The organism is Dyadobacter sp. SG02, from assembly GCF_900109045.1.
Lineage (GTDB): Bacteria > Bacteroidota > Bacteroidia > Cytophagales > Spirosomataceae > Dyadobacter.
In genome coordinates this window covers 120,940-143,314 of the sequence record NZ_FNYL01000020.1, presented here as the reverse complement: position 1 = coordinate 143,314, position 22,375 = coordinate 120,940, and the positions used below count along the sequence as shown (strand labels likewise).

Annotated in this window: 13 protein-coding genes; 6 read left to right on the top strand and 7 right to left on the bottom strand. The window is 51.4% G+C overall.

All coding sequences use genetic code 11. The features are described 5' to 3' along the window. The 4 genes from BMW93_RS32945 to BMW93_RS32930 all read right to left on the bottom strand — a co-directional run. On the bottom strand, positions 1 to 259 hold a 259-nt coding region (locus tag BMW93_RS32945; RefSeq protein ID WP_143061745.1), incomplete at its 3' end, for a transposase. Between the two features lie 114 nt (positions 260 to 373). Next, the gene (locus BMW93_RS32940) at positions 374 to 2,278 is read right to left on the bottom strand and encodes a tetratricopeptide repeat-containing sensor histidine kinase (protein ID WP_177194270.1); all 1,905 of its coding nucleotides are present in this window, start codon (positions 2,276 to 2,278) and stop codon (positions 374 to 376) included. A 656-nt stretch (positions 2,279 to 2,934) separates the two neighbouring features. Then, positions 2,935 to 4,662, bottom strand: coding sequence for a RagB/SusD family nutrient uptake outer membrane protein (locus BMW93_RS32935; protein WP_177194269.1), 1,728 nt, complete (start codon positions 4,660 to 4,662; stop codon positions 2,935 to 2,937). 14 nt (positions 4,663 to 4,676) lie between these two features. Next, positions 4,677 to 7,688, bottom strand: coding sequence for a SusC/RagA family TonB-linked outer membrane protein (locus tag BMW93_RS32930; RefSeq protein ID WP_229241084.1), 3,012 nt, complete (start codon positions 7,686 to 7,688; stop codon positions 4,677 to 4,679). Between the two features lie 237 nt (positions 7,689 to 7,925). Here BMW93_RS32930 and BMW93_RS32925 point away from each other — a divergent pair, with 237 nt between their 5' ends. The 5 genes from BMW93_RS32925 (at position 7,926) to BMW93_RS32905 (ending at position 16,713) form a co-directional block, all read left to right on the top strand. After that, positions 7,926 to 11,888, top strand: a complete 3,963-nt coding sequence (locus BMW93_RS32925; RefSeq protein ID WP_229241083.1) for a hybrid sensor histidine kinase/response regulator transcription factor — start codon at positions 7,926 to 7,928, stop codon at positions 11,886 to 11,888. A gap of 58 nt (positions 11,889 to 11,946) precedes the next feature. Continuing rightward, the gene (locus tag BMW93_RS32920; RefSeq protein WP_090386699.1) at positions 11,947 to 12,495 is read left to right on the top strand and encodes an RNA polymerase sigma-70 factor; all 549 of its coding nucleotides are present in this window, start codon (positions 11,947 to 11,949) and stop codon (positions 12,493 to 12,495) included. A gap of 51 nt (positions 12,496 to 12,546) precedes the next feature. Further along, entirely contained in the window at positions 12,547 to 13,524 is a 978-nt protein-coding gene (locus BMW93_RS32915) for a FecR family protein (RefSeq protein WP_090386697.1), read from the top strand. 119 nt (positions 13,525 to 13,643) lie between these two features. After that, the gene (locus tag BMW93_RS32910; protein ID WP_229241082.1) at positions 13,644 to 16,292 is read left to right on the top strand and encodes a TonB-dependent receptor; all 2,649 of its coding nucleotides are present in this window, start codon (positions 13,644 to 13,646) and stop codon (positions 16,290 to 16,292) included. 145 nt (positions 16,293 to 16,437) lie between these two features. Beyond that, complete coding sequence (locus tag BMW93_RS32905) at positions 16,438 to 16,713, top strand: transcriptional repressor (protein ID WP_090386695.1); 276 nt, start codon at positions 16,438 to 16,440, stop codon at positions 16,711 to 16,713. A 418-nt stretch (positions 16,714 to 17,131) separates the two neighbouring features. Here BMW93_RS32905 and BMW93_RS32900 read toward each other — a convergent pair whose 3' ends face one another. Both BMW93_RS32900 and BMW93_RS32895 read right to left on the bottom strand, forming a co-directional pair. Continuing rightward, positions 17,132 to 18,703: a TROVE domain-containing protein gene (locus BMW93_RS32900; protein WP_090386694.1), complete on the bottom strand. Its 1,572-nt coding sequence runs from the start codon at positions 18,701 to 18,703 to the stop codon at positions 17,132 to 17,134. Positions 18,704 to 18,728: 25 nt separating this feature from the next. Next, positions 18,729 to 20,183: an RtcB family protein gene (locus tag BMW93_RS32895; protein ID WP_090386692.1), complete on the bottom strand. Its 1,455-nt coding sequence runs from the start codon at positions 20,181 to 20,183 to the stop codon at positions 18,729 to 18,731. Positions 20,184 to 20,282: 99 nt separating this feature from the next. On the opposite strand from BMW93_RS32895, the gene BMW93_RS32890 reads away from it, so the two are divergent. Next, complete coding sequence (locus tag BMW93_RS32890; RefSeq protein WP_090386690.1) at positions 20,283 to 21,338, top strand: YafY family protein; 1,056 nt, start codon at positions 20,283 to 20,285, stop codon at positions 21,336 to 21,338. A 110-nt stretch (positions 21,339 to 21,448) separates the two neighbouring features. Here the strand turns inward: BMW93_RS32890 and BMW93_RS32885 are convergent, their stop codons facing one another. Next, positions 21,449 to 22,141, bottom strand: coding sequence for a hypothetical protein (locus BMW93_RS32885; protein WP_090386688.1), 693 nt, complete (start codon positions 22,139 to 22,141; stop codon positions 21,449 to 21,451). Positions 22,142 to 22,375: the final 234 nt, after the last annotated feature.

Below are 22,375 nucleotides of genomic sequence, written 5' to 3'. Positions count from 1 at the left end.
AGGCTGCTTCCAGTTTACGGCTTGAATAGATGTTGCTCACATAACCATAAACGAGCACTTTAAGAAGCATCTGCGGGTGATAACTCGAAGACCCGATCGTGTGATAGGCTGAATGAAGCGGCTCTAAACTGATGCTATTGATCACATCGTTGACCACCCGACAAGCATGGTCTTTGGAGATTAACTCATCTAAACTTGGAGGAAGCAGCATTAATTGCTGCTGATTATAAGGCTTGAAGGTAGGTTGTCGTCGGGCCATCTTTCCTGGATTGCTAATACCTAAAGATAATCAATCACAGAAAATCGGCAAAGCCCATATAACAAAAGAAGGTGCCTTTTTGAGACACCCTCATAGAAATGACAGATACCCCCCTCACGCCGGAGAGAGTGAATCGACATTCTCTCCGGGCAAGAAAATGTAGAAAGTAGTGCCGCTCCCCTCTTCGGTTTTGAACGAGAGCTTCCCTCCGTGGGCTTCCACGATCTGTTTTGAAATATACAAACCCAAACCAAATGCCTGCTCCCCGGCCGTACCGGGGCGCTTGGAGGTCGTGAAAGGGTCGAAAAGGTTAGGAATGGCTTCCTGAGGAATGCCTAACCCGTTATCTTCCACAGAAATGGTAACGCCTTTATCCGATTGCGCTGTAACGACCCGGATCGTCTCGCCTTCCGGGCTGAACTTGATCGCATTAACGATCAGATTGTTCAAAACACGCAGCAGTTTGTCCGGATCTGCATTCACCATCACGCGCGAGGGATCTTCGAGAACGAGCCGCTGGTTCTTTTCGGCTGCGCGGAACGTCAGCAGGGTCACCGCCTGATCGAGGAAAACGGGCAGATCGACCGTCTTTTTGTGTAATTCGGTTTCCTTAAAATCAAAATCGGTTTGCAGCAGATCGCTGATCATATGCAGGCAGGTCGTGCTCGACTCGCGGATCAGCCCCACATACTGGCTCGCCTCTTCGGCTGTCGTGTCGTCGTCTTGCAGGAGTGAACACAATGCATTGATCCCTCCGATCGGGTTACGGAGGTCGTGCGCCAAAATCTTGATCAGCCTCGCGTAATTCTGATTGCTTTTTTCCAAAGCGTCGGTAGTCGATTCCAGTTGCCTGAACTGCATCGTCAGCACACGGTTGGTCTTCTTGCTCAGCTTCCAGTTGCGCCAGAGTACCAGAATACTCAGCAACGTCAGCACGCACACAGCCACAGCCAGCGACAGCATTTGCGCATTGTATTTCGACTTTATCTGCTCCGAAATAAGCTGCTGGTCCTTCACGGCATATTCAATATAATCGATCCCCGAAACCCGGTCTATCTCGGCTTGTTCTTCGAACAATTTTAGCAGTTTTTGACTGTAAATGAATGCCTGGACATTCTCGTGACGGCCCGCGTAATGGTCGTACAACTTCTTGCACACATCGCGTGCGTACATACGATAGTTCTTTTGCTCTGCCAGGTCGAGGGCTTTGTTGTAAAACCGGAGCGCTCTGTCCCGGTCCTCCGCGAGGTAATGGTCGCCGAGGTCGAGCAGGAGATCCATGCTGAGGTAATTCAGTTCCAATGCCAGTGCCTTATTCAATGTCTGTTCCAAAAAAGCGAGCCCCTTTTCCCGCTGGCCGGTTTCAATCAGCTCGGTAGCCCGGAGCTGGTCGATCGCCAGTTCGAGGCGGACATCGCGGTACTTGTGCGCGATGCCATAAGCCCGGTCGATCAGCGCTGTGCGACGGCTACGACTGAATTTCTGCGGGTAGAGGAGAATATAGTTGTAAATCAAAATCGCGGTGATGGAATCGTGCTCTATGCGATCGCCGAGTGCCATCGCGCGGTCGTAATGGGCCTGCGCCTTGTCGTCCCGGCCACTCACATTATATACCGAGCCGATATTCATGAGTGTCTGCACGATATTGGAAGAATCGCGCAGTGTAACATACTGGTTATACGCGTCATTATAATACCGTAACGCGAGCTGGATGTTACCCTTGATATCGAAAACAACACCCAGGTTGTTGGTAGCGTCGGCCCGGCCTCTTTCATAGTCGTTCCGGTAGGCTATCTGCCGGGCTTCCAACGCATAATAAAGCGTGCTGTCGGCATTTTGTTCGTAAAAAAGCAGGGAAATACGGTTGACGACATCGACGTAGTTCGTACTGTCACGGATGGCAGGAAGACTCAATTGCAGCTCGCGAATCTTGCTTACCTGCGCCCAAACCGACCGGAACGGCCCCAAGGATAACGCCAGGCAAATGAAAATACCTCTGATATAGCAAGTTAGCGTCATAGTAAGTCCCGAATCACTCCGAATAAATATTACAAACTTTCGACTGAAATGCAAGAAAAATAAAAAATGCGCCCTTGTGAGGCGCATCCACCGTCCCGGGGCGGCGGGATGAATCCCGCGCCCCTTGTGACAGTGTTCAGTCATCGGTTTTAGTTAATATCTGATCAAATCATTAGCTGATTTGTGATTCTTTCATTTTTTCATTCTTTCATTATCTCATTATCCCATTATCCCATCCGTCGATTAAAATCGACGGAAATAGATTATATGATTTAAATTCTCATCCGTTGATTAAAATCAACGGGAATGGATTATTAGATTCAAATTCTCATCCATCGATTAAAATCGACGGGAATGGATTATATGATTCAAATTCTTATCCGTCGATTAAAATCAACGGGAATGGATTATATGATTCAAATTCTTATCCGTCGATTAAAATCAACGGGAATGGATTAGTATGATTCAAATTCAATCCGTTGATTAAAATCAACGGGAATGGATTAATAAGATTCAAATTCTCATCCGTTGATTAAAATCAACGGGAATGGATTATATGATTCAAATTCTGTCCGTTGATTGAAATCAACGGGAATGGATTAAAAAATTCAAATCCATAGCCGTCGGTTTTAACCGACGGGACTCGATTAAATTGATTAATAGCCCGGGTTTTGTTTTAGTTGCGGCGACGAGTTCAGTACCGTCTGCCCGATCGGGAAGATTTCGGTATGGTTGTCGGCGTCGGCTGTTTTGTCCCACCAGGTGCCTTTGTTGAACACGCCCCAGCGGATCATGTCCGTACGGCGACGGCCTTCTACTAGGAACTCGCGTCCCCATTCGTCGATCATTTCCTGGTCGGTGAGCTGAGTGCCGTCGGCTTTGTAAAGGCTTGGCGAACCGGTCGGGTAGTTGCGTTTGCGTACCGCGTTGAGCAATGCGGCAGCACCTGCTTTGTCGCCCGCACGGTATTTGCATTCGGCCAGTGAATAGTAGATTTCCGCGAAACGGATCTCCGCATAAGCCGAAGAAATCTTGTTCAGGTCGTCGCTAGGGTAGAACGGGTATTTCACAGGGAAGATACCGGAGTTATTATCCGCATTGTTCATGTTCGAAACCTTGTCGGCGATCGGTGTACCTGGTTTTGCGTCGAGGAACTTGCCAACCTGATCGCGGAAATACAAGGCATAAGGACCTTTGAAACCGCGAACGGTGTCGGGCTTGCCGGCTGAATTGGTATAGGTCAGGTAACCGTGCAGGAACATTCCCTCGCGTTTGCTATTGCCCAGGTTCTTGTATTTTTTCAAGCGAACATCATCCGGATATTTCTGGAACTTCACGAACGGCTTGCCCAATGCGTGCGGATATTCCTTTCCGTCCACGTCGAGGCCCGGTTGCATCGCATATTTAGGGTTGGCATTCCCAAAATCGGTGAACCCGAAATAGCTCGGCGCCAGGTTGGGCAGCATCCAGAAATACATACCGCCGTCGTACTGCCAGTGCGTAAGCCCGAAACTGCCCGGGAAACCGAATACCGTCTCCTTCGAAGTAGCATTGTTATAGTCGAACGGCGCGTCCCAGCGCGATTCGAGGGCGTAGGTACCATATTTGCCGTCGATCATTTCCTGGCAAAGCTTCGCGCAATCGGCGAAACGGTCGGTGCCGGTATACACTTTCGAGTTGAGGTACAACCTTACCAGCAGTGACGTTGCGCCACCCTGCGTCCAGCGGCCCACCGCATTCGCGCCCAGGCTTTGTACCGTCGGCAGCTTTGGAAGTGCTTCTTTCAATTCGTTTTCGATGAAAGCAAATGCTTCCTGAGGCGGCACCTGCGGTCCGCCGGTCGTTTCGCCCTTTACCTTCGTTACTATCACGATATTGCGGTAGAAGTCCAGCAGGCGGATGTTCAGCCACGCGCGGAGCGTGCGTAACTCGGCAATCATGCCGTCGAGTTCGGCCTGGGTCATGTCAAACTTCGAAGGGTCCTTAATGCCCTGCAAATCTTCCAGCGAGTTGGTGGCTAGCGTCACCCCGCCGTACAATGCATTCCAGGGATCGGCCGTGTAGCCGTCGTTGGGTGTCCAGGCGTGGTAATGCACGCGCTGGAACTGCCCGCCATCGAACCAGTCGCCCTGGCGGTTCGGGGTCATGATCTCGTCGGAGCTGTTTTCCTGCAACATGAAGGTGCTGCCGCCCTGGATGCTCCAATAGCTGTGTTCGAATGCGCGGAGGAAGTCGCGGGTAACGTCTTCACGCGTTTGGAGGAAGTTGTCGGAAGTGATCCGGTCGTAAAGCTCCTCGTCGAGATTGGTACAACCGACGGTCGCCAGCAATAGCATGCCTGCCGCGACTCTGGATGTGTTTTTTAATATATTAATGCTTTTCATTGTATTTCAAATAATTAGAAGGTGAGCTGAACGCCGAGCAATAGCTGGGTGGTCGACGGGTAGTAATCGAGTGTGCCGTTGTTGTCGCCGTTTTTGTTCACGCCCGGGTAAAGGCCGTTCACATTGATCAGGTCGGGATCGCCGCCGGTAAACTTCGTGAAAGTGGCCAGGTTGCGGGTAGTCGCATAAATCCGCACCGATTGCAGGAATTTCGTCTGTACCGGCTGAGTATAGCTCAAAGTCACGTTATCCACTTTCAAAAATCCGCCCGGTTCGAGGAAGTAATCCGACAGCGTCGAATAGGTCGTAGCGCTCGTCAATTTCGAATATTTGCTGCCATCGTAAGCCGATTTCAGCACATTGGCATTCTCCTGCGTCGCAGGTGTACCCAGGTAAAATGCGTAGGTATTGAACAGTTTATAGCCGAACGAACCGCGCAGGAACACGCTCAGGTCCCATTTCTTGTATTTAAAATTATTGGAAAGACCCATTGTAAACTTCGGCAGACCGTTTCCTACAAACTGCTTGTCATCGTTTGTCGCCTGGTTGCCCGGGATCACCTCGCCTTTCTTGTTGTACACCAGCAATGCACCTTGCTCATTTACACCCGCCGATTTGAGTGCGTAGAAGCTACCAATGCGGGTATCTTCCTGCAAGCGCTGCAATGTACCAGGACTACCCGGTGCGGGCATTCCTACGACATCCACGTACTTCTGGCCACGGAACAGCGCGTTCGAGAAGGACACGAACTTGTTGTTATTATAAGCGCCTGTAAAACCCAGGTCGTAAGAGAAATTTCCTTTTTTGAGCACCGAAGCATTCACCTGCAACTCGATACCGGTGTTACGCATCGTACCCACGTTCGCGAAGGTCTGTCCCTGGATGTTTGGCGGGTTGGATACATTATAATTACCCAGCAAGTCGCGGTTGGTGCGGATGTAGTAGTTCAAGCTACCTGAAACCTTGCTTCCGAAGAGTTCGAAATCCAGACCGGCATTGAAGTTGGCCGCTTTTTCCCAGCGCAAATCGTAGTTGGTATTCTGGCTCGGGCCCCAAACCTGGTAGTTGATGCCATTATAAAGGTAGTAACCGTACCCGCCGTAAGTATCGAGCGAAAGATAGTTACCAAAATCCTGGTTACCCGTTTCGCCGTAATCCGCACGCACTTTCAGTTCGTTCAGCCAGGGAATATCTTTCAGGAAACCCTCCTGCGTGGCACGCCATGCGACAGAAGCAGCCGGGAAGTAACCCCATTTGTTGGAAAATCCAAACTTCGAAGAACCCTCGCGGCGCAAGCTGGCCGACAGGTAGTATTTCTGGTCGAAATCGTAGTTCAAGCGGCCGAAGAATGCGATCAGTTTGGAGGAGTTTTTGTAAGAACCTACATTATTGATCCCCTGCTGCAAGTTCCACAAACCACTGCCCAGGTTATTATAGGTCAACACATTGGAGGGAAAATTCTCGTTTTTCGCATTGAAACCCGACGACGTGAAGTACTGGAAAGAATACCCGCCCAACAGCTTGATCGAATGCTTGTTCAGATCCAGGTAATAGTTACCGATCCACTCGAAACTTTTCTGGTCGTTTTCTTCCAGGATCTGTTCGCCCGTGTTGCGTTTGCTGCCGTTGATGACGGTCGTAAGCGTCGAAGGCGTAAACAAAAACCTTCTCATCGAAGAGTTCACCTCCCCGATCGTCACCACGGTATTCAGGTTTTCAAGAATATTGATTTTCGCTGAACCATTCATATCCAGCAGCTTGTACTCGCGATCGGCCTTTACGCTCTTAGCGACCTCAACCGGGTTGTTTGCAAAAAATCCGGATGTCAGATAAGCATATTTACCAGTCGAGTCGCGTACGTTGAGCGTCGGGTTCAGGGTCAGTGCGTAGTTGAAACCGCTGTAATCGGCGTCGCTCGTTTTGGTATAGCGGGGCGCAGCGGTGAAGGTCAGTTCGACGAGGTTATTGGCCGTCTTGTGGTTGATATTGATCCTGCCACCGTATTCGCGCTTGGCCGAACGAAGGTCCAGGCCGTTCGCGTCGCGGTAGTCGAGCGAGGTGAAATAGTTGGTTTTGCCATTACCGCCGGAGAATTGGAGGGTATGCTTGTGCGAGAACGACGGGTTGCGTTTCACTTCGTTCATCCAGTTGGTGTTACCGCCGAAGTCGACGCCACGCTTGTGGGCAAGGAAATCGTCTTTCGAAAGTACTTCCAGCTGGTTGGTAGCCCAGTCGAAAGTGGTATAACCGTCATAGAATATACGCGAGTTTTCCGAGCCTTTTTTGGTCGTGATCACGATCACCCCATTACTTCCGCGCGTACCGTAAATCGCCGATGCCGCACCGCCTTTCAGGACGTCGATCGACTCGATTTCGTTCTGGTTGATGTTGTCGATATTACCACCGGGCACGCCGTTGATGACAAACAATGGCCCCAGACCGGCACTCCGCGAAGACGCCCCGCGCAACTGGATGTTGGGCGACGAGTTCGGGTCGGCCGCGGCCGTGTTGGTCACCGAAAGACCCGCAACCTTGCCCTGAATGGCCATCAGCGGGTTATTACCACCCACGCGAAGCAGGTCTTTGCCCGAAAGGTGCGTAATGGCGCTGGAAACCTCCTTTTTATTCAGAGAACCATAACCGATCACGACTACTTCGTTCAATTGCTTCTGGTCTTCCGCCAGGTTCACCTCGATCTGCGTTTTACCCGCGAGCGCGATTTCCTGCGTTACATAGCCTACATTTGAGATAACCAGCGTGGCGTTGGCGGTGCTCACTTCCAGCTTGAACGTACCGTCGACCTGCGAGACGGTACCGTTGTTGGTTCCTTTTTCCAAAATGGCTACCCCGGGCAATACGTCCTTGGAATCCAAAATTTTACCGGAAATTTGTACGGTGTTCTGGGCGCTGGCTTGCAAGGCCGAAAGTATCAGCAGCAGACAGCCCAGCCAGGCGGTTGCCCGCGCAAGGGTATGTCCTGCCGGCAGAAAGCGTCTGCCCCGGCCGGTCGATTTGTATAATTTCATTTTCATCAAGGATTGTTAGGTGAAAAGCTCCGCAGCGTTGTTACTTTTTAATTATAATATTGGATTAATTAAGACTGCCGCGAAGTTCCGGGTTTAGCGGGTAACGGGATGATCGTTTTGTCTCAATTTTGAATCAAAATGTCTCACCCCTGGTTTTTATGATTTAACTAAGATTTTAGTGGATATCTTTACATGCTGATTATTCCGGGTCGTGTGTTTTATATGTAGTTTAAATTGGTGAGAATACTTGTTTCCGTCCTGCTTTTCTTCCTGACCGCCGCGCAGGCGCTCGCGCAGGATATCCCATTCTATTTCAGGAACTACCAGGTTTCCGACGGCCTCTCCGGAAATGCCGTGGGTAAGATGGTGCAGGATAAAAAAGGGTTCATGTGGTTTGCGAGCCGTAACGGCCTGAACCGCTTCGACGGGCATAATTTCCGCGTTTTTCAGAACATTGCAGGCGATTCGCTCAGTATCGGCAGCAACTCTATTTTTGCATTATACGAAGATGCTTCCGAGAAGCTCTGGATCGGTACGCACAAGGGCGTGTACCGCTACGACCCCGTCGCCGACCGCTTCGACGCGTTCCGGCTGATCCCCGCCGGCGAGGTGCTCGAAATCCGCGGCGACCGCAACGGCAATATCTGGATCATCTCCGATCGCACCTTGTACCGCTACCACGTCCGCACCGGGCGCGCGGCGCGCATTAACCTTGGAAGCGACCAGCCTGTTTCCCTGCACATTTCGCCGGCAGGGGCCGTTTGGGTGGCCTGCAACAATGGCATCGTGCGCCAATATCACCAGGATACCGGCCGTTTCGAGGCATTCGATCTGAAAGAAATCTCAGGGATCAGGGACATTTACGGTTCCACTACCCTGCACGCGGTAGGCGATTCGTCGCTGCTGATCGGCTCGATGAAGAAGGTTTTGTTATTGAATTTTGTCAAAAAACAGGTCCGCAATCTCACTGCCGCCGGTTTGCCCGGTGAAGACATCCAGGTACACACCATATTTCAGCGAAGCGACCGCGAGTTCTGGCTAGGTACCGAATCGGGGCTCTACATTCTCGACCTGGTCGAGAACCGGTCTCAACACATTGTAAGAGAACAATTTAATCACTACTCCATAACCGACAATATCGTCAACTCCATCCTGCGCGACCGCGAGGGCGGCATCTGGATCACGACACAATTTGGTGGTATCAACTATTATTCGACGCAGTTCAACAACTTCCGCAAGTTCTTCCCGAAACCCGGCAACAGCATCAGCGGCAGTATTGTGCACGAGATTACGAAGGATCAATACGGGCATTTGTGGATCGGTACCGAGGATGCAGGATTGAACCGGCTCGACATCCGTACAGGCCAGTTCAAGGCCTTTCTGCCCGACGGGCGGCCCGGCAGCATTTCCTACCGCAACCTTCACGGGATGGTCGTCGACGGCAACGAGCTTTGGGTGGGCACCTACGAGCACGGGCTCGATGTGATTGACCTGCGTACTGAAAAGGTCATCAGGCATTATAACCTGACGTCGAGCCCACGCTCGCTGAGCAGTAATTTTATTGTGACCATCTACAAAACCCGCTCCGGCGATATTCTCGTGGGTACGTGGGCGGGCCTCTGCCAGTACAACCGCGCTACCGACGATTTTACGCGTCTCCCTTTCTTCAATGTTCAGATGCAAAGCATTCACGAAGATGCGGAAGGCACGATCTGGGCGGCCAGCTACGGAGGCGGGCTATATTATTTCAACCCTCAAACCGGGAAAAAAGGATATTTGCGGTACAGCGCCGATCGACCCGGCGGGTTGCTCGACAACTACGTCAACAGCATTTACCAAAGCTCCGACAGGAGTATCTGGCTTTGCACCGAGCACGGACTTTCGCGGTACAGCCCCGAAACCGGCCAATTCCGTAACTACCGCAAAACCGACGGCCTGCCCGATAATCAGGTATTCCGCATTTTGGAGGACAACGCGGGCAACTTCTGGATTACTACCTCGCGCGGGCTCGCCAGGCTCGACGGCCGTACCGGCCGTTTCACCAATTTTCACATGGGTAACGGCCTTCCTACCGATCAGTTCAATTATAACTCGTCGTTCAAGGACCCGGACGGCACGCTGTATTTCGGTACTGTGGCCGGTATGGTCGGTTTCAAACCTGCGGAACTGCTGCGGAATGCATTTGTTCCGCCGGTTTACATTACACGGTTACAGGTCAATAACCGCGATGTGGATATTCGGCAGCCGGACGCGCCGCTGAAACGGTCGATCATTTACGCCGACGAGCTGACCCTGCCCTATCAAAGTTCGAGCCTGAGTTTCGATGTGGCTGTGCTGAGCTATGTTATTCCCGGGCAGAACACTTATCAGTACCAGCTCGAAGGCCTTTCCAAAGAATGGGTGCCGTTTCATGGCAACCGGCGCATCCATTTTTCGAAGCTCCCGCCCGGAGATTACACCCTGAAAATCCGCGGGGCCAACAACGACGGCCTCTGGAATAAGCGCGAGACCAGGCTGCGCATTACCATCCTGCCGCCTTTCTGGGCTACCGGCTGGGCCTACTTATTTTATGTGGTGCTGGTGGTGAGTATTATTGTCGTAATTTTTCGTTACTATTTTCTCGCCCTCCATGAGAAGAACCGGCGACAGATCGAGACGATCGAAATGGGGAAAGAGCGGGAGATTTATAATGCCAAGATCGACTTCTTTACCAATGTAGCGCACGAGATCCGCACGCCGTTGACGCTGATCAAAATGCCGCTCGACAAGCTGCTGGCCAGCAGGAAGTCGGACCCGGAAATGATTGAGAGTTTGAATATGATTGATAAAAACACCTCCCGACTGATAGACCTTACCAACCAGCTGCTCGACTTCCGAAAAGCCGAGGCCAATAATTACAGCCTTAATTTCACCAAAACCGACATTAACGACCTGCTGAGCGACGTTTTCGGCACCTTCCGTCCGGCCGCCGAGCAGAAGCAACTGCAATACAAACTTGAACTCCCGCGCATTACCTTGCAGGCATTCGTGGACGAGGAAGCTTGCAAAAAAATCGTGAGCAACCTCGTGAACAACGCCATTAAATATGCCGAAAGCAGCGTCAAAGTGAAGCTTTCGCCGTTCAACAGCGACGACCTGCTGTTCCATATCGAGTTCACCAACGACGGCCCGATGATCGGCTACGACGACCGCGACCGCATATTCGAACCATTCTACCGCGCCGAGGGCAACAGCAAAGAGCCGGGAACGGGCATCGGCCTCCCGCTCGCGCGCTCGCTCGCGGAGCTGCACAAGGGCACGCTCGAACTGAAACGCTCCGAGCTCGACCAGAATACATTCCTGCTTTCCATCCCTATTCACCAGGATTACGAGCTGGATTTGAATAAAGAAAGCGACGAAACGGCGGGCACCAGCGAACCGAACCTATCGGAAGAAGCTAACCCCAACAAACCCAATGTGTTGCTCGTAGAAGACAATACCGAAATCCTGGGCTACCTCGGCCGCGAACTGAGCCTGGAATACAACATTTTCAGGGCGGGCGACGGGCGGCAGGCTATCGATCTGTTGCAGGAAGAGAATATCCATTTGGTGATCAGCGATATCATGATGCCCGTGATGGACGGCATTGCATTGTGCCGGGAAATGAAGAACGATATCCGTTTCAGCCACATTCCGATCATTTTGCTCACGGCCAAAAACTCGATCAGCTCCAAAATCGAAGGGTTGGAAGTGGGTGCGGATGCTTACATCGAGAAGCCGTTCTCGCTCGACCATTTGTCTGCGCAGATCAGCAACCTGCTCCAAAACCGGGACATTATCAAAGACTATTTCGCACGCTCGCCGCTGACGCACATCAAGGGCATTGCATTCTCGCGCGCCGACAAGGATTTCCTCGAACAGCTCAACGCCATTATCACCGCCCACATCGCCGACAGCGACCTGGACGTCGATATGCTTTCATCCAAAATGAATATGAGCCGGCCGACCTTGTACCGGAAAATCAAAGGCATTTCGGACATGACGCCAAACGAACTGATCAACCTTTCACGCCTCAAAAAAGCGGCGGAACTGCTGGCGGAGAAAAACTATAAGATCAACGAAGTGGCGGATATGGTCGGTTACAGCGTGCCTACCAACTTTTCACGCGATTTTCAGAAACAATTCGGTGTAAGCCCTTCCGGCTACGTGAATGCGTTGTAAGTTGTCCGATTTGTGATACATTTGCGCATTATTTGAATTAAGTCTAAATAGTGATCAAATGAATCATCTTTCCCTTCCGGACGATGAGCGGCCTTTGCGGGAATACTTTTGCAACCTTTACGAGCGGTTCTGGCAGCGGATTTATCGCTATTGCCTCTCGCACCTCCGCGACGAGGAACAGGCCAAGGAGGTGACCCAGGAGATTTTCTTCGCGCTCTGGGAAAGAAGGCATTCACTCGCGATACTCGGGCAGGAGGAAAATTACCTCATCCGCGCTGCCAAGTACAAGGTATTCGATCACTACCGCCAGCAGGCCCACACGGCCCCACACGAAACGGCCACCGAAACGACACACTCCGAAAACCTGACAGAGAACCAGGTGTATTTCAATGCATTAGTGCATAAAATCAATGAGCTGGTTCGCTTTCTACCGGGCCAATGCAGGAAAGTGTACGAACTGAGCCGCGAGAATGGGCTCAGTAACAAGGAGATAGCTTCTTCATTGCAAATATCCCCCAAAGCCGTGGAGTACCACATTACCCGCGCGCTCCGCCACATCCGCGAGAATCTCCCCGAATATTCCGAACATTTTTCCAACCGGACTTAGGGTAACCCCTTCTCCCAACGACTACCTCAGTGAAAAGCATTCACTGAATTCATGGAAATCAATCCCGAATTGCTTCGGAAATACCACCAGGGCCTGTGTACACCCGCCGAACAAGCGGCAGTACGGCAATGGCTCGAAAGTGCCGAATTCGAAGCGCACGACGACAGGCCCTCCGAAAATGAACCGATCGCCGGCTTCGAAATCTGGACCCGGCTCGACCATCAGATCGGTGAAAATAGCCGGTTCGACAGCGAGCCCGACCTGCCGGAAACGCCGGGTGGCAACCGCCTCCTCTCCTATCTGAGCGCCGCTATGGTCGTATTGGCGGTGGGGGCTGCATTTTATTATTTAACCCAAAAAAGGGCCGTTAACGCGGTAGCGCATCATAAAACTTCGCTTCAACCTACGCTCATTACCGTTCGCACCCGCGCGGGAGAGGTCCGGAAGCACTACTTGCCCGACGGTAGCACCGTCACGCTGAATGCGTCCAGCCAGCTCAGCTATCCTGCGCTTTTCAATGATACGCTTCGGAAGGTGGAGCTTAGCGGCCAGGCGTTTTTCGAAGTCGCGCGCGACACGACCCATCCATTTGAAATACAATTTTCCGGATACGTGACCCGCGTGCTTGGTACCTCATTCGATTTGAAAGCTTATGCGGGCGAACCCGCGAGCCTTCTTGTGCGCGAGGGAAAAGTGCGCTTTTCGAGCCATTCCCAGTCGGTTTTAGTGACACGCGGCCAGGCAGTTCTCGCTAGTGGCCTGCAACTGGCAAAGACCGAAGTTCAAAACGGCATCGCCGGTGCCTGGATGGATCAGAAACTGGTTTTCAACAACGAGCCGCTCAGCGAAATTGCCCGGGATATCAGCCGGTGGTATGGCGTGGAGGTCGAAATCCGCAATCCCGAAACCGGAGCGCATTTGTATAAAGGGAAGTTTCAGAACCCTTCATTAAAGGCCTTGCTGGATGATCTCGGCTACGTCCTGAATTTCAGGTATGAGATCAGGGAGAAAAAAGTTGTCATCTACTAAGGCATCGCCTGTTCGAGCATTACCAATCATTTTCCATAAAAACCCGATGCGCAGTCGCCAAACCTGCATCGGGAACAATTAACCGCTTACGCAAAACGATTAACGCTTTTAACAAAAGTATGAAACAATTACGAAGACGCTCCCTCCTGTTACTTACGCGGCTGTCGCTCAAAGCATTGCTGACCGCTTCGTTGCTACTATCGGGGCAGATGGCATTCGCGCAACAATCGGTACTCGACAAAAAAGTGAGCCTGCATTACCAACAAACCAGCCTGGCCACGATTCTCGAAAGCATTGAAAACCAAACCGGCGTGAGCTTCTCCTACTCGGCCGATCAACTTGATACACGCAAAAAATACAGTATCGACGCGAAAGGCAAAACATTGAGCGCCGTCCTTGATGAGTTGTTGGGAACCGCCGCACGCGGTATGAAGGTCCGCGGCGGGCAGATTATGATCCAATCGGCCCCGAAAACCGGCAAAGGTTCGGTGAAAGGGAAAGTGCAAACACCCGGTGGCGGGCCCGTGGAATTTGCCAATGTGGTAATCAAGGGTACGGGAAAGGGCGCGCAAACCGACGAGCACGGCGCTTTTACCATTACCGACATTCCCGAAGGCTCACATAGCCTGCTTGTGCAGCACCTGGGTTTCTCCTCGGCCGAAATGCCGTTTGAAGTGCAGGCTAACGAACAAGCCGCATTGGAACCGGTAGTCGTGCAGGAAGGCGATAAAAGCCTCAACGAAGTGGTGGTTTCGGCAGGACGCGTCCGCGAAAGCCTCAATTCCGTACCTGCTTCGATCGCGGTTCTAAAAGCCAAAGAAATTCAGGAGCAGGCGACGATCAACAACTCCATCGCGGCGATCCTCGGCAATACCATTCCCGGCCTCGGAATGCCGAACAACAAGGCTACCAATACCGGTCAGACCTTGCGCGGGCGCAGCCTCCTCGTACTCGTGGACGGTATCCCGCAATCGACGCCGCTCATGAACGGTAACCGCGATATCCGCTCTATCGACCCCGCCGTGCTCGAACGCATTGAGGTAGTGAAAGGTGCTACGGCCATTTACGGTAACGGCGCAGGCGGAGGGCTGATCAACTACATTACCCGCAAACCTACTGAAAACAAAGTCATTGGCGGCATTACACAGATCGGCATGCACGGCAACGTGTTCCACATGGGCGACACGCCGGGTTACCGCATTTCGCAAATGCTGCAAGGCAAAATCAACAAGTTTTCATACGTCGTGAGCGGCCTGCTCGACCGCACGGGGGTGTACAAGGACGGCGAAGGCGATGTGATCTCGACCTCCAACGGATTGGGGGAAACACGGCTTTACAATGCCTATACCAAGCTTTTTTATGATTTTAATACCAATAATGAACTGGAATTTTCTTTCAACCTGTTCAGCAGCAGGCAGTATACCAAATATGTGAATAAAACGGGCGTATATGGCGAAACGCCGACCATTGCCGTGCCTGGCGAGAGCCTGGGAGAAGCCGAGGGAACGCCATTTAACTATAACCTGTCGCTTCGCTACCTGCGCCGCGAGCTTTGGGGCAAAACGAGCATGGACGTGACCGCTTACATGAACGGTTTCGAATCGATGAATGCTTATACTGCCTCTACCACAGGCTGGTACGGTCCCGGAAAGACGCAGATCACTTCCCGCAAAAAGGGTTTACGGGCCAATTTTTACACCCCATTTAATGTAAATCCAAACTTCAACGGCGGCCTTACTTACGGAATCGATATCCTCGGCGATGTAACCAACCAGGTGCTCACCGACGGCCGTGTGTATGTGCCAGACATGAATATGACGAGTATTGCACCCTATGCGCAGGTGAAGCTGGATATCGTAAAAGACCTGACTTTGAAAACCGGCGCGCGTTTCGAGAATATCGGCATCGAAGTGAAGGATTACAGCACCCTCGCCAAAGGACCGAACGGCGAAGGAGCCGTGGCCGTGAAAGGCGGTAAGCTGGATTACAAGGCGTTGAATATGAATGCAGGTCTGCGCTATTCGAAATACAGCCTTTTCAACCCGTTCTTCAACTTTTCGCAGGCATTCGGGATCAGCGAGCTGGGACGCATTTTGCGCTCGGCAACCACCAATACCATTGCAAATCTTAATACGAAACCCATTATCGTGAACAATTACGAGGCCGGGTTCAGCAGCCAGTACAAGTTTGTGCAGTTTACGGCCGCCTATTTCATCAGTACTTCCAAACTGGGCGCCGATATGGTGACCGTGAATGGCGTGATGACGCCGCTGCGTTTGCCGGAGGAAATCAAAGGCTATGAGTTCACCCTCGATTTCCAGTCGTCGGATAAATTGTCGTTCGGAGGAAGCTACTCCTATGTAGAAGGCAAAGCCGACCAGAACGACAACGGCAATTTCGACGACCCGGAAGACCGCTACCTCACGGGCGCCCGCATTACCCCGCCCAAAGCGACCGCATTCGTCAAATACCAGCCTGCCGACAAGCTGAACCTGAACCTGTTCTGGGTATACTCCGGCAAACGGAAGCGCTTCGACAAGCAGGCCAACGGCAAATACGGCAACGGCGAAGGCCCGGTCGACGCCTACGACCTGACCAATTTGAATGCTTCCTACGAATTCAGCAAGCACATCCGCGCCGCGTTGGGCATCGAAAACCTGCTGAACAAAACCTATTTCAATACCGTGAACCTGTTCAGCGGGCAGGATCTGGAATATACCCGCGGCAATGGAGCGAGGTTCAGCCTCAATTTGTATTACAATTTTTAGAATTACGGGAATGTAGTGGAAAAACGGCCTGGCAGTTGCACAGGCCGTTTTTATTTGTCCGGGGGCTTACGGTTGGTAGCGCTTTCCGCTACTAATGGGTATGATTTTAGCATCACATTCCATCCATTCATCAACGACCTCACCCGTGTCCCTATCCGACCTGCTACTCCGCTATTGCAGCCAGAACAACATCCGCTACGCCGGCAAACGCATTGTAGTAGCCCTCCACCTCGACCAGCACAACGACTACACCGACGGCGACACGCTCTGGCGCTCGCTGCGCACGAGCGGGGTAAAGATCAGCCCAGCGACCGTTTACGAGGCATTGAATTGGCTGGAAAATGCGGGTTTTGCGGAAAGGAGGGTTTTGGATGGGCGGAAGAGTGTGTTTAGGGTAAGAATTTTGAATAAAAAAGAATGAAGGAGTAACAGGCCAGGCGTGGCTTTGGGGAGTCGAACCCCTGCTACCATTGGCAGCTTCACCAGACGAAGTATCACGCATGTACGACATCCTTCAATGTGGTTGGAAAAGGCAACAGGCAACACGTGAGTGCACCTTTCGGTGCTCCTGCTCTACCAACTGAGCTACTGCTGCAAGCAACAGGCCGGATTCGAACCGGCGACACGGCGATTGACAGTCGAAGTATCACGCATTTACGGCACTTTTCCAATGTCTTCTAGTCAAGGAGCTACAACCGAACCGGGGCGGGGGCCTGCGATGAGGACTCGAACCTCCATCATGATTTGCACCACAATGCCCTCCCCAAAAAGTGCAGCGAAGTATCCCGTTTCTACGGCATCCTTGTTTTTTGCGGCGGCGCCATGTTGGCGCCGCCTTTTTAGATTACCTGCTTATTAATAATTTCCAAAGTATTGCTTCCGTTTTCCAAGGCATTCAGCACTCCGAAAATCTTGTCACTCCAACCGGCAATCAGATAGACATCATTATGCATTATTCTCAACGGCGCTTGCCGATAGCCTTGCAAATCAAACAGATAGAGCTTTGCTTCCGGTGCGAGTTCGCGCTTGTATCGTACCCACAGGTCCTGAATACTTTCTGTTCCGGAGCTATCCCAAAACTGGCCATCGGTGAAAAGCATTACCTTATCCATTACCACTTTTCGGTGTAACAAGTCCTTGATTACCAGATAGCCGTTGGTGGCATATCCCACTTCCCCTTCCCGCTTGTAGAACTCCTGCACATTAGCCAGGATATTCGTTTTCGCCACTCGAATCCGCTTCCAGGTATCCCCAAACATCCCAACTTCCACATTAGCGCACCGGTTTTGCAACAGCATTGCCAATACCAGTCCGACATCGTACAGCATTACACTCGACTTTGCCGAAACGGGAGTTTGCATTGACCCCGAAACGTCGCATGCAAGCAGCACGCGCGTCTCCTTCCCGAAGCCGCTGATTCCTGCTGCGCTTTGGACAATGGCTGCTTCCAATGCATTGATAAGCCGTTCCCGCCCGTCGGGTTCGCTTCCGAACAGCTTCATTATTTTATGGGAAACTTTGCCTTTCGGCAGTTTCATTTTTAAAAGCTCGCGGTAAGCCGAAAGGTATCGGAACGGAAATTGCTTCGCTTTGAGCACTTCCTTTTGCGATGATAATACTTCGCATACTTTTCCGATGTGCGCGGCAGACACATTCATTTCCAACAGGTTTCGCAGGTTTCGCAGCAGCGCCATATAACCTAATCTTCCGCTGTCGATCAACTCTTCCCATTTCGCCCGGAATGCTTCCGCACGTTGGGTTTCGTCTGTAAAAAGCTGTTGTCCCAATGCCGACAATTCCGTTTCCCAGGTGTAGGGAGTTTCGAGCTGATTGGTCGCGATCTTGTCAAAAACCGCCTGCTGTGCAGCATCCTTTGCTTTCGGGTGGACCAGGAACAAAGCATCGCGGAGTTTCACGGCGCTGCTGTCCCGGTTGTACTTACCAAATTGATACGCGTCGAATTTGTTAAATGCTGCCGCCAGACCTTTTTGCAGTTGTTTTGATAAAGCATTCAGCTTTTTCATGCCTTTCCGCTCATTTAGCAGCTGATAGCACGCAAGCAGCTCTGTAATTTCATCTGCACGGGCAATTACCTTTTCGGTTGCCTTCGCGACCAGGTCATCGCCCTTGTGTACACGCGCAAGTTCGGTGAGCAACACCAGCGGCACCGAGCGCATATACATAAAGTGTCGGGCATACACCGCCAGCTTGGCAACGAATTCAGGCTCCACCTTTTCAACCAGCGCCCGGACCCTGATGAGCCGCTGATCGTTCTTTTCATAGAACGAATCGTTCAGCGACCACGTCACGACAGCCGTGTAAAGTTCCATGGCCGGATCGAGCAGGTAAGCTTTCGCGCCTTCATAGTTTTGGACCTCGTTGACTTTTGCAACCTGTGTATTGAATTTCATGATATACCTCCTTTCTTTTTATTAGCTAATCTTCCGCTTTCTCCTTTGGATCCGCCATGCGCACGATCCTCGGCTGGAATTGTGCCAGCACATCCACCAGTGCAGTTTGGGCGGCCATTACGGTATGAATATCCTTGTAAACCATAGGCGCCTCGTCCAGCCCTGACCCGATCACAGAAACCCGGTTTGCATGCAGGTTTCTTTCCACATCTTCTTTGCGGATCGTCTTGAACGCCGCGCTTCGGCTCATAAGCCTACCCGCTCCGTGCGACGCGGACTGAATGGATGATGCTTCACCCTTACCCCTTACCACGAACCCCGGCGTGCTCATGGAACCTGGAATGATCCCCAGAACGCCCTCACCGGCCGGCGTTGCACCTTTGCGATGCACCATTACTTCGGTACCATCCGAAAGTTGCTCTTTCCATGCAAAATTGTGGTGGTTCTCGATCCGCATCGCAGGCGCGACATTCAGTGCCAATGCGATTTTATTATGGATTTCATGGTGATTTGCCGAAGCATAATCTCCCGCGAGATTCATCGCCAGCCAATACTCCTGCCCCTCTTCCGTATGCAGGTCCAGCCAGGCGAGATGTTTGGCCTCTTTCGGTAGCCGGGTTTTCTCCATAGCGATTTTAGAATAAATATCTGCGATATTCCCGCCGAATCCCCTTGAACCCGAATGCGATAGCAACGCCAGATACGTTCCCCCCGGAATTCCTTCGAGGGCATTCTCCGCCACGGAAAGCTCGCCCCATTCGACAAAATGGTTACCAGTTCCGGATGTTCCCAACTGGTTGTAGGCTTTCGTTTTCAATGAGCGGATCGCCTTGGTTGCATTCCATTCGCTACGGTCGAACAGTGTAGTATCCAAATGCCTGGCAGAGGTTGACCCCATCCCGAAATGCGTATGTTCTCCAAGCAGCTTTTCAAGCTTCTCCTTTTCCGTGTCGACAACCGAAGCCGGCATATCGAAAATGCTCAGGCACATTCGGCATGCAATGTCGACGCCTACTGCGTAAGGGATGATCGTATCGGCGGTAGTCGCCAGAACCCCTCCGATCGGCAGGCCATATCCCTGATGTGCGTCCGGCATGAGGGCGCCCGCAACGGCGATGGGTAGCTGAATCGCCGTTTTCATCTGTGCCAGGGCGCCCACCTCAATATGTTCCAGGCCGAATACCGGGAAATCGGCAATCTCTTCTTTCAGTTTATGTACGCTGCGCAATTGCTTCACAAATCTGCCATCCTTGCGCAGTTCGATTACCCGGTCGGCGATATTCTTAAATTTCCCGTTTCGCTTTAATGCATAAGGCATCGGATCGGCGATCAGTGCTTCGAGGTTGGTGAGAATACTGGCTTTGTCCATCACCTCGTGCTTCAAAAGGCCATTTGCCACGCGGCTGAACGCCACCAGCAATTCCAGGTCTTCAATTCCCAATGCACCTATTTCGCCGTTACTGATCTTTTCTTTTTCCATGACTGTGTTTCTGTTTGATGGTTACAAAGCAAATGGCGTACTGCGCAGCCTTTTTGCGCAGTAAATTTTATTTCGATATTTTTTCAAAAAAATTTGAAAATGCCTGTTAACCGCAATGCACTGATCCGCTACCGGACAATTGACCGATGCTTACAAAACCGATTCCGCAAATGGGCCCTGGACGATCTGATCGAAGCCTGTTCGGAAGCGCTGTATGAATATGAAGGTATCCGAAAAGGCGTCAGCAGGCGTTCGGTACAGGCGGATATCGAAATGATGCGCAGTGACAAGCTGGGCTACGAGGCGCCCATCATTGTGGTCGATAGAAAGTACTATACTTACGAAGACAAAAATTACAGCATTACCAACATCCCGCTTACCCCGCAGGATATGACGGTGCTGGGCGAGGTGTCGGCATTATTGCAGCAATTCAAGGGGTTTAGCCATTTTGCCGACTTAAACGAAATGGTCAGCCGGCTGGAAGACAAAATCCACGCGCGGCGCACGCAGAGTATGCCAGTAGTTGACTTTGAAAAGAACGATCATCTGAAAGGCCTCGAACATATTGAAGTGATCAGGCGGGCGATCATCTCCAAAACAGCATTGTGCATTACTTACCAGTCGTTCAAAGCGCGGCAGGCAAGTACTTTTTGTTTCAGCCCCTATTTGCTCAAAGAACACCGTAACCGGTGGTTCGTACTGGGACATTCGCACCAGCGCCATTCCCTACTGCTCACACTCGCACTCGACCGCATTCAGACACTGCACGAAGATACCTCTGAGCCATACAGGGTAAATACTTCTCTCGACCTGAGTACCCATTACAGCGATGTAATTGGCGTGACCAAAACAGCCGGGCAGCGCAATACGGAGGTTATATTCCGTATCGAACATGCCCATGCGCCCTATGTAATCACCAAGCCTCTCCACGCTTCCCAAAAATTGTTGAGCAGTGATGCGCAGGGAAAGATTTTCAGCATCCGGGTGGTCCTCAACTTCGAACTTGAACGCGAACTGCTGGGCTTTGGCGCTAAAATCGAAGTGCTTGGGCCACGAATTCTCCGGAAGCAAATTCGCCAGGAACTTGCCAGGGCAGCCGGGCATTATAAAACAAATGACCCGCAAAATGAGCAAGCACCATTAACTAACGGGTAGCATACCCGAAAAGAACTCCCTCAAATCCCTTACCAGCAATTCCCGAGCTTCCATGGCGGGAATCTGCCCCATTCCTGCTGTACGGACTGGTCTGCCATAAGTATTACAAATTAATCCGTCGGCTTGCTCCACAATAGTATGCCCAACCGCAGCCCGGCCGATATATGCGCGACAATTCTCTTTCCGGCGATATAATTCTCTCCTTCAAAGAATGGGTCCGACTCGCTCGTAGTTTTGTTTTGATAATTGGAAAATACGGCATTGGTATTCGACAACCCTAATCCCCCAAAGAAATCCAGCGTCATGCGGCGGCCAACCAGCATTCTGCCGCCCAGTTTTCCGGTCAATCCGACCTTTGTTTTAGTAAAATCTGCATAGTCAAAATTGACTTGCAGCGTATCGTTGTCGTTCAGATAATGATAGCTTTTTCCGGTCGAGCCGCGCATGGAGGAAATCAGACCTTCCACGGCCAGGTACCAGCCGATCCGCTCCCGTTTTAACCAATAAAATTTCACTTCCGGCCTCACATCGAAAAGCTGGTATTTCCCTTTTTTCCACCGCTGCTGGCTCAATCCGAGGGCAGTATTCATAGGAAGCGGAATGCCTATACCCAAATTCATCCCCACCGCCCACCGGTTCCCAAACATCCACTCAGACCCAAACCGGATCGCAGGATCGGGAAAACCGAGCGGCACGACGTCGATATGGGCGTCGATGCTTTTTTGCGAAAAGTCGCGTTGCGCATTTGCCGGAATTGCAATGAGGAGAATCGAAAGAATTAAGAAGTAAGGAATAATTTTCATGGCGTTGTTGATAATCGTGGTTTTGTTTAACTAGCTATTTCAATGCGTGGATGACCGATGCATTTACCCAATAAATATCCCCGTCCCGCGAATGTCCGACCAACCATTCCAAACATAACTAATTTATTCGTTACAAAACTACATTACGTACATGTTCTCAATTCATTCTGTTGCTTTACAATGAAATTCTACGAAATCGTAAGGCATCACCTGTATCAATATATCGTATTCCAA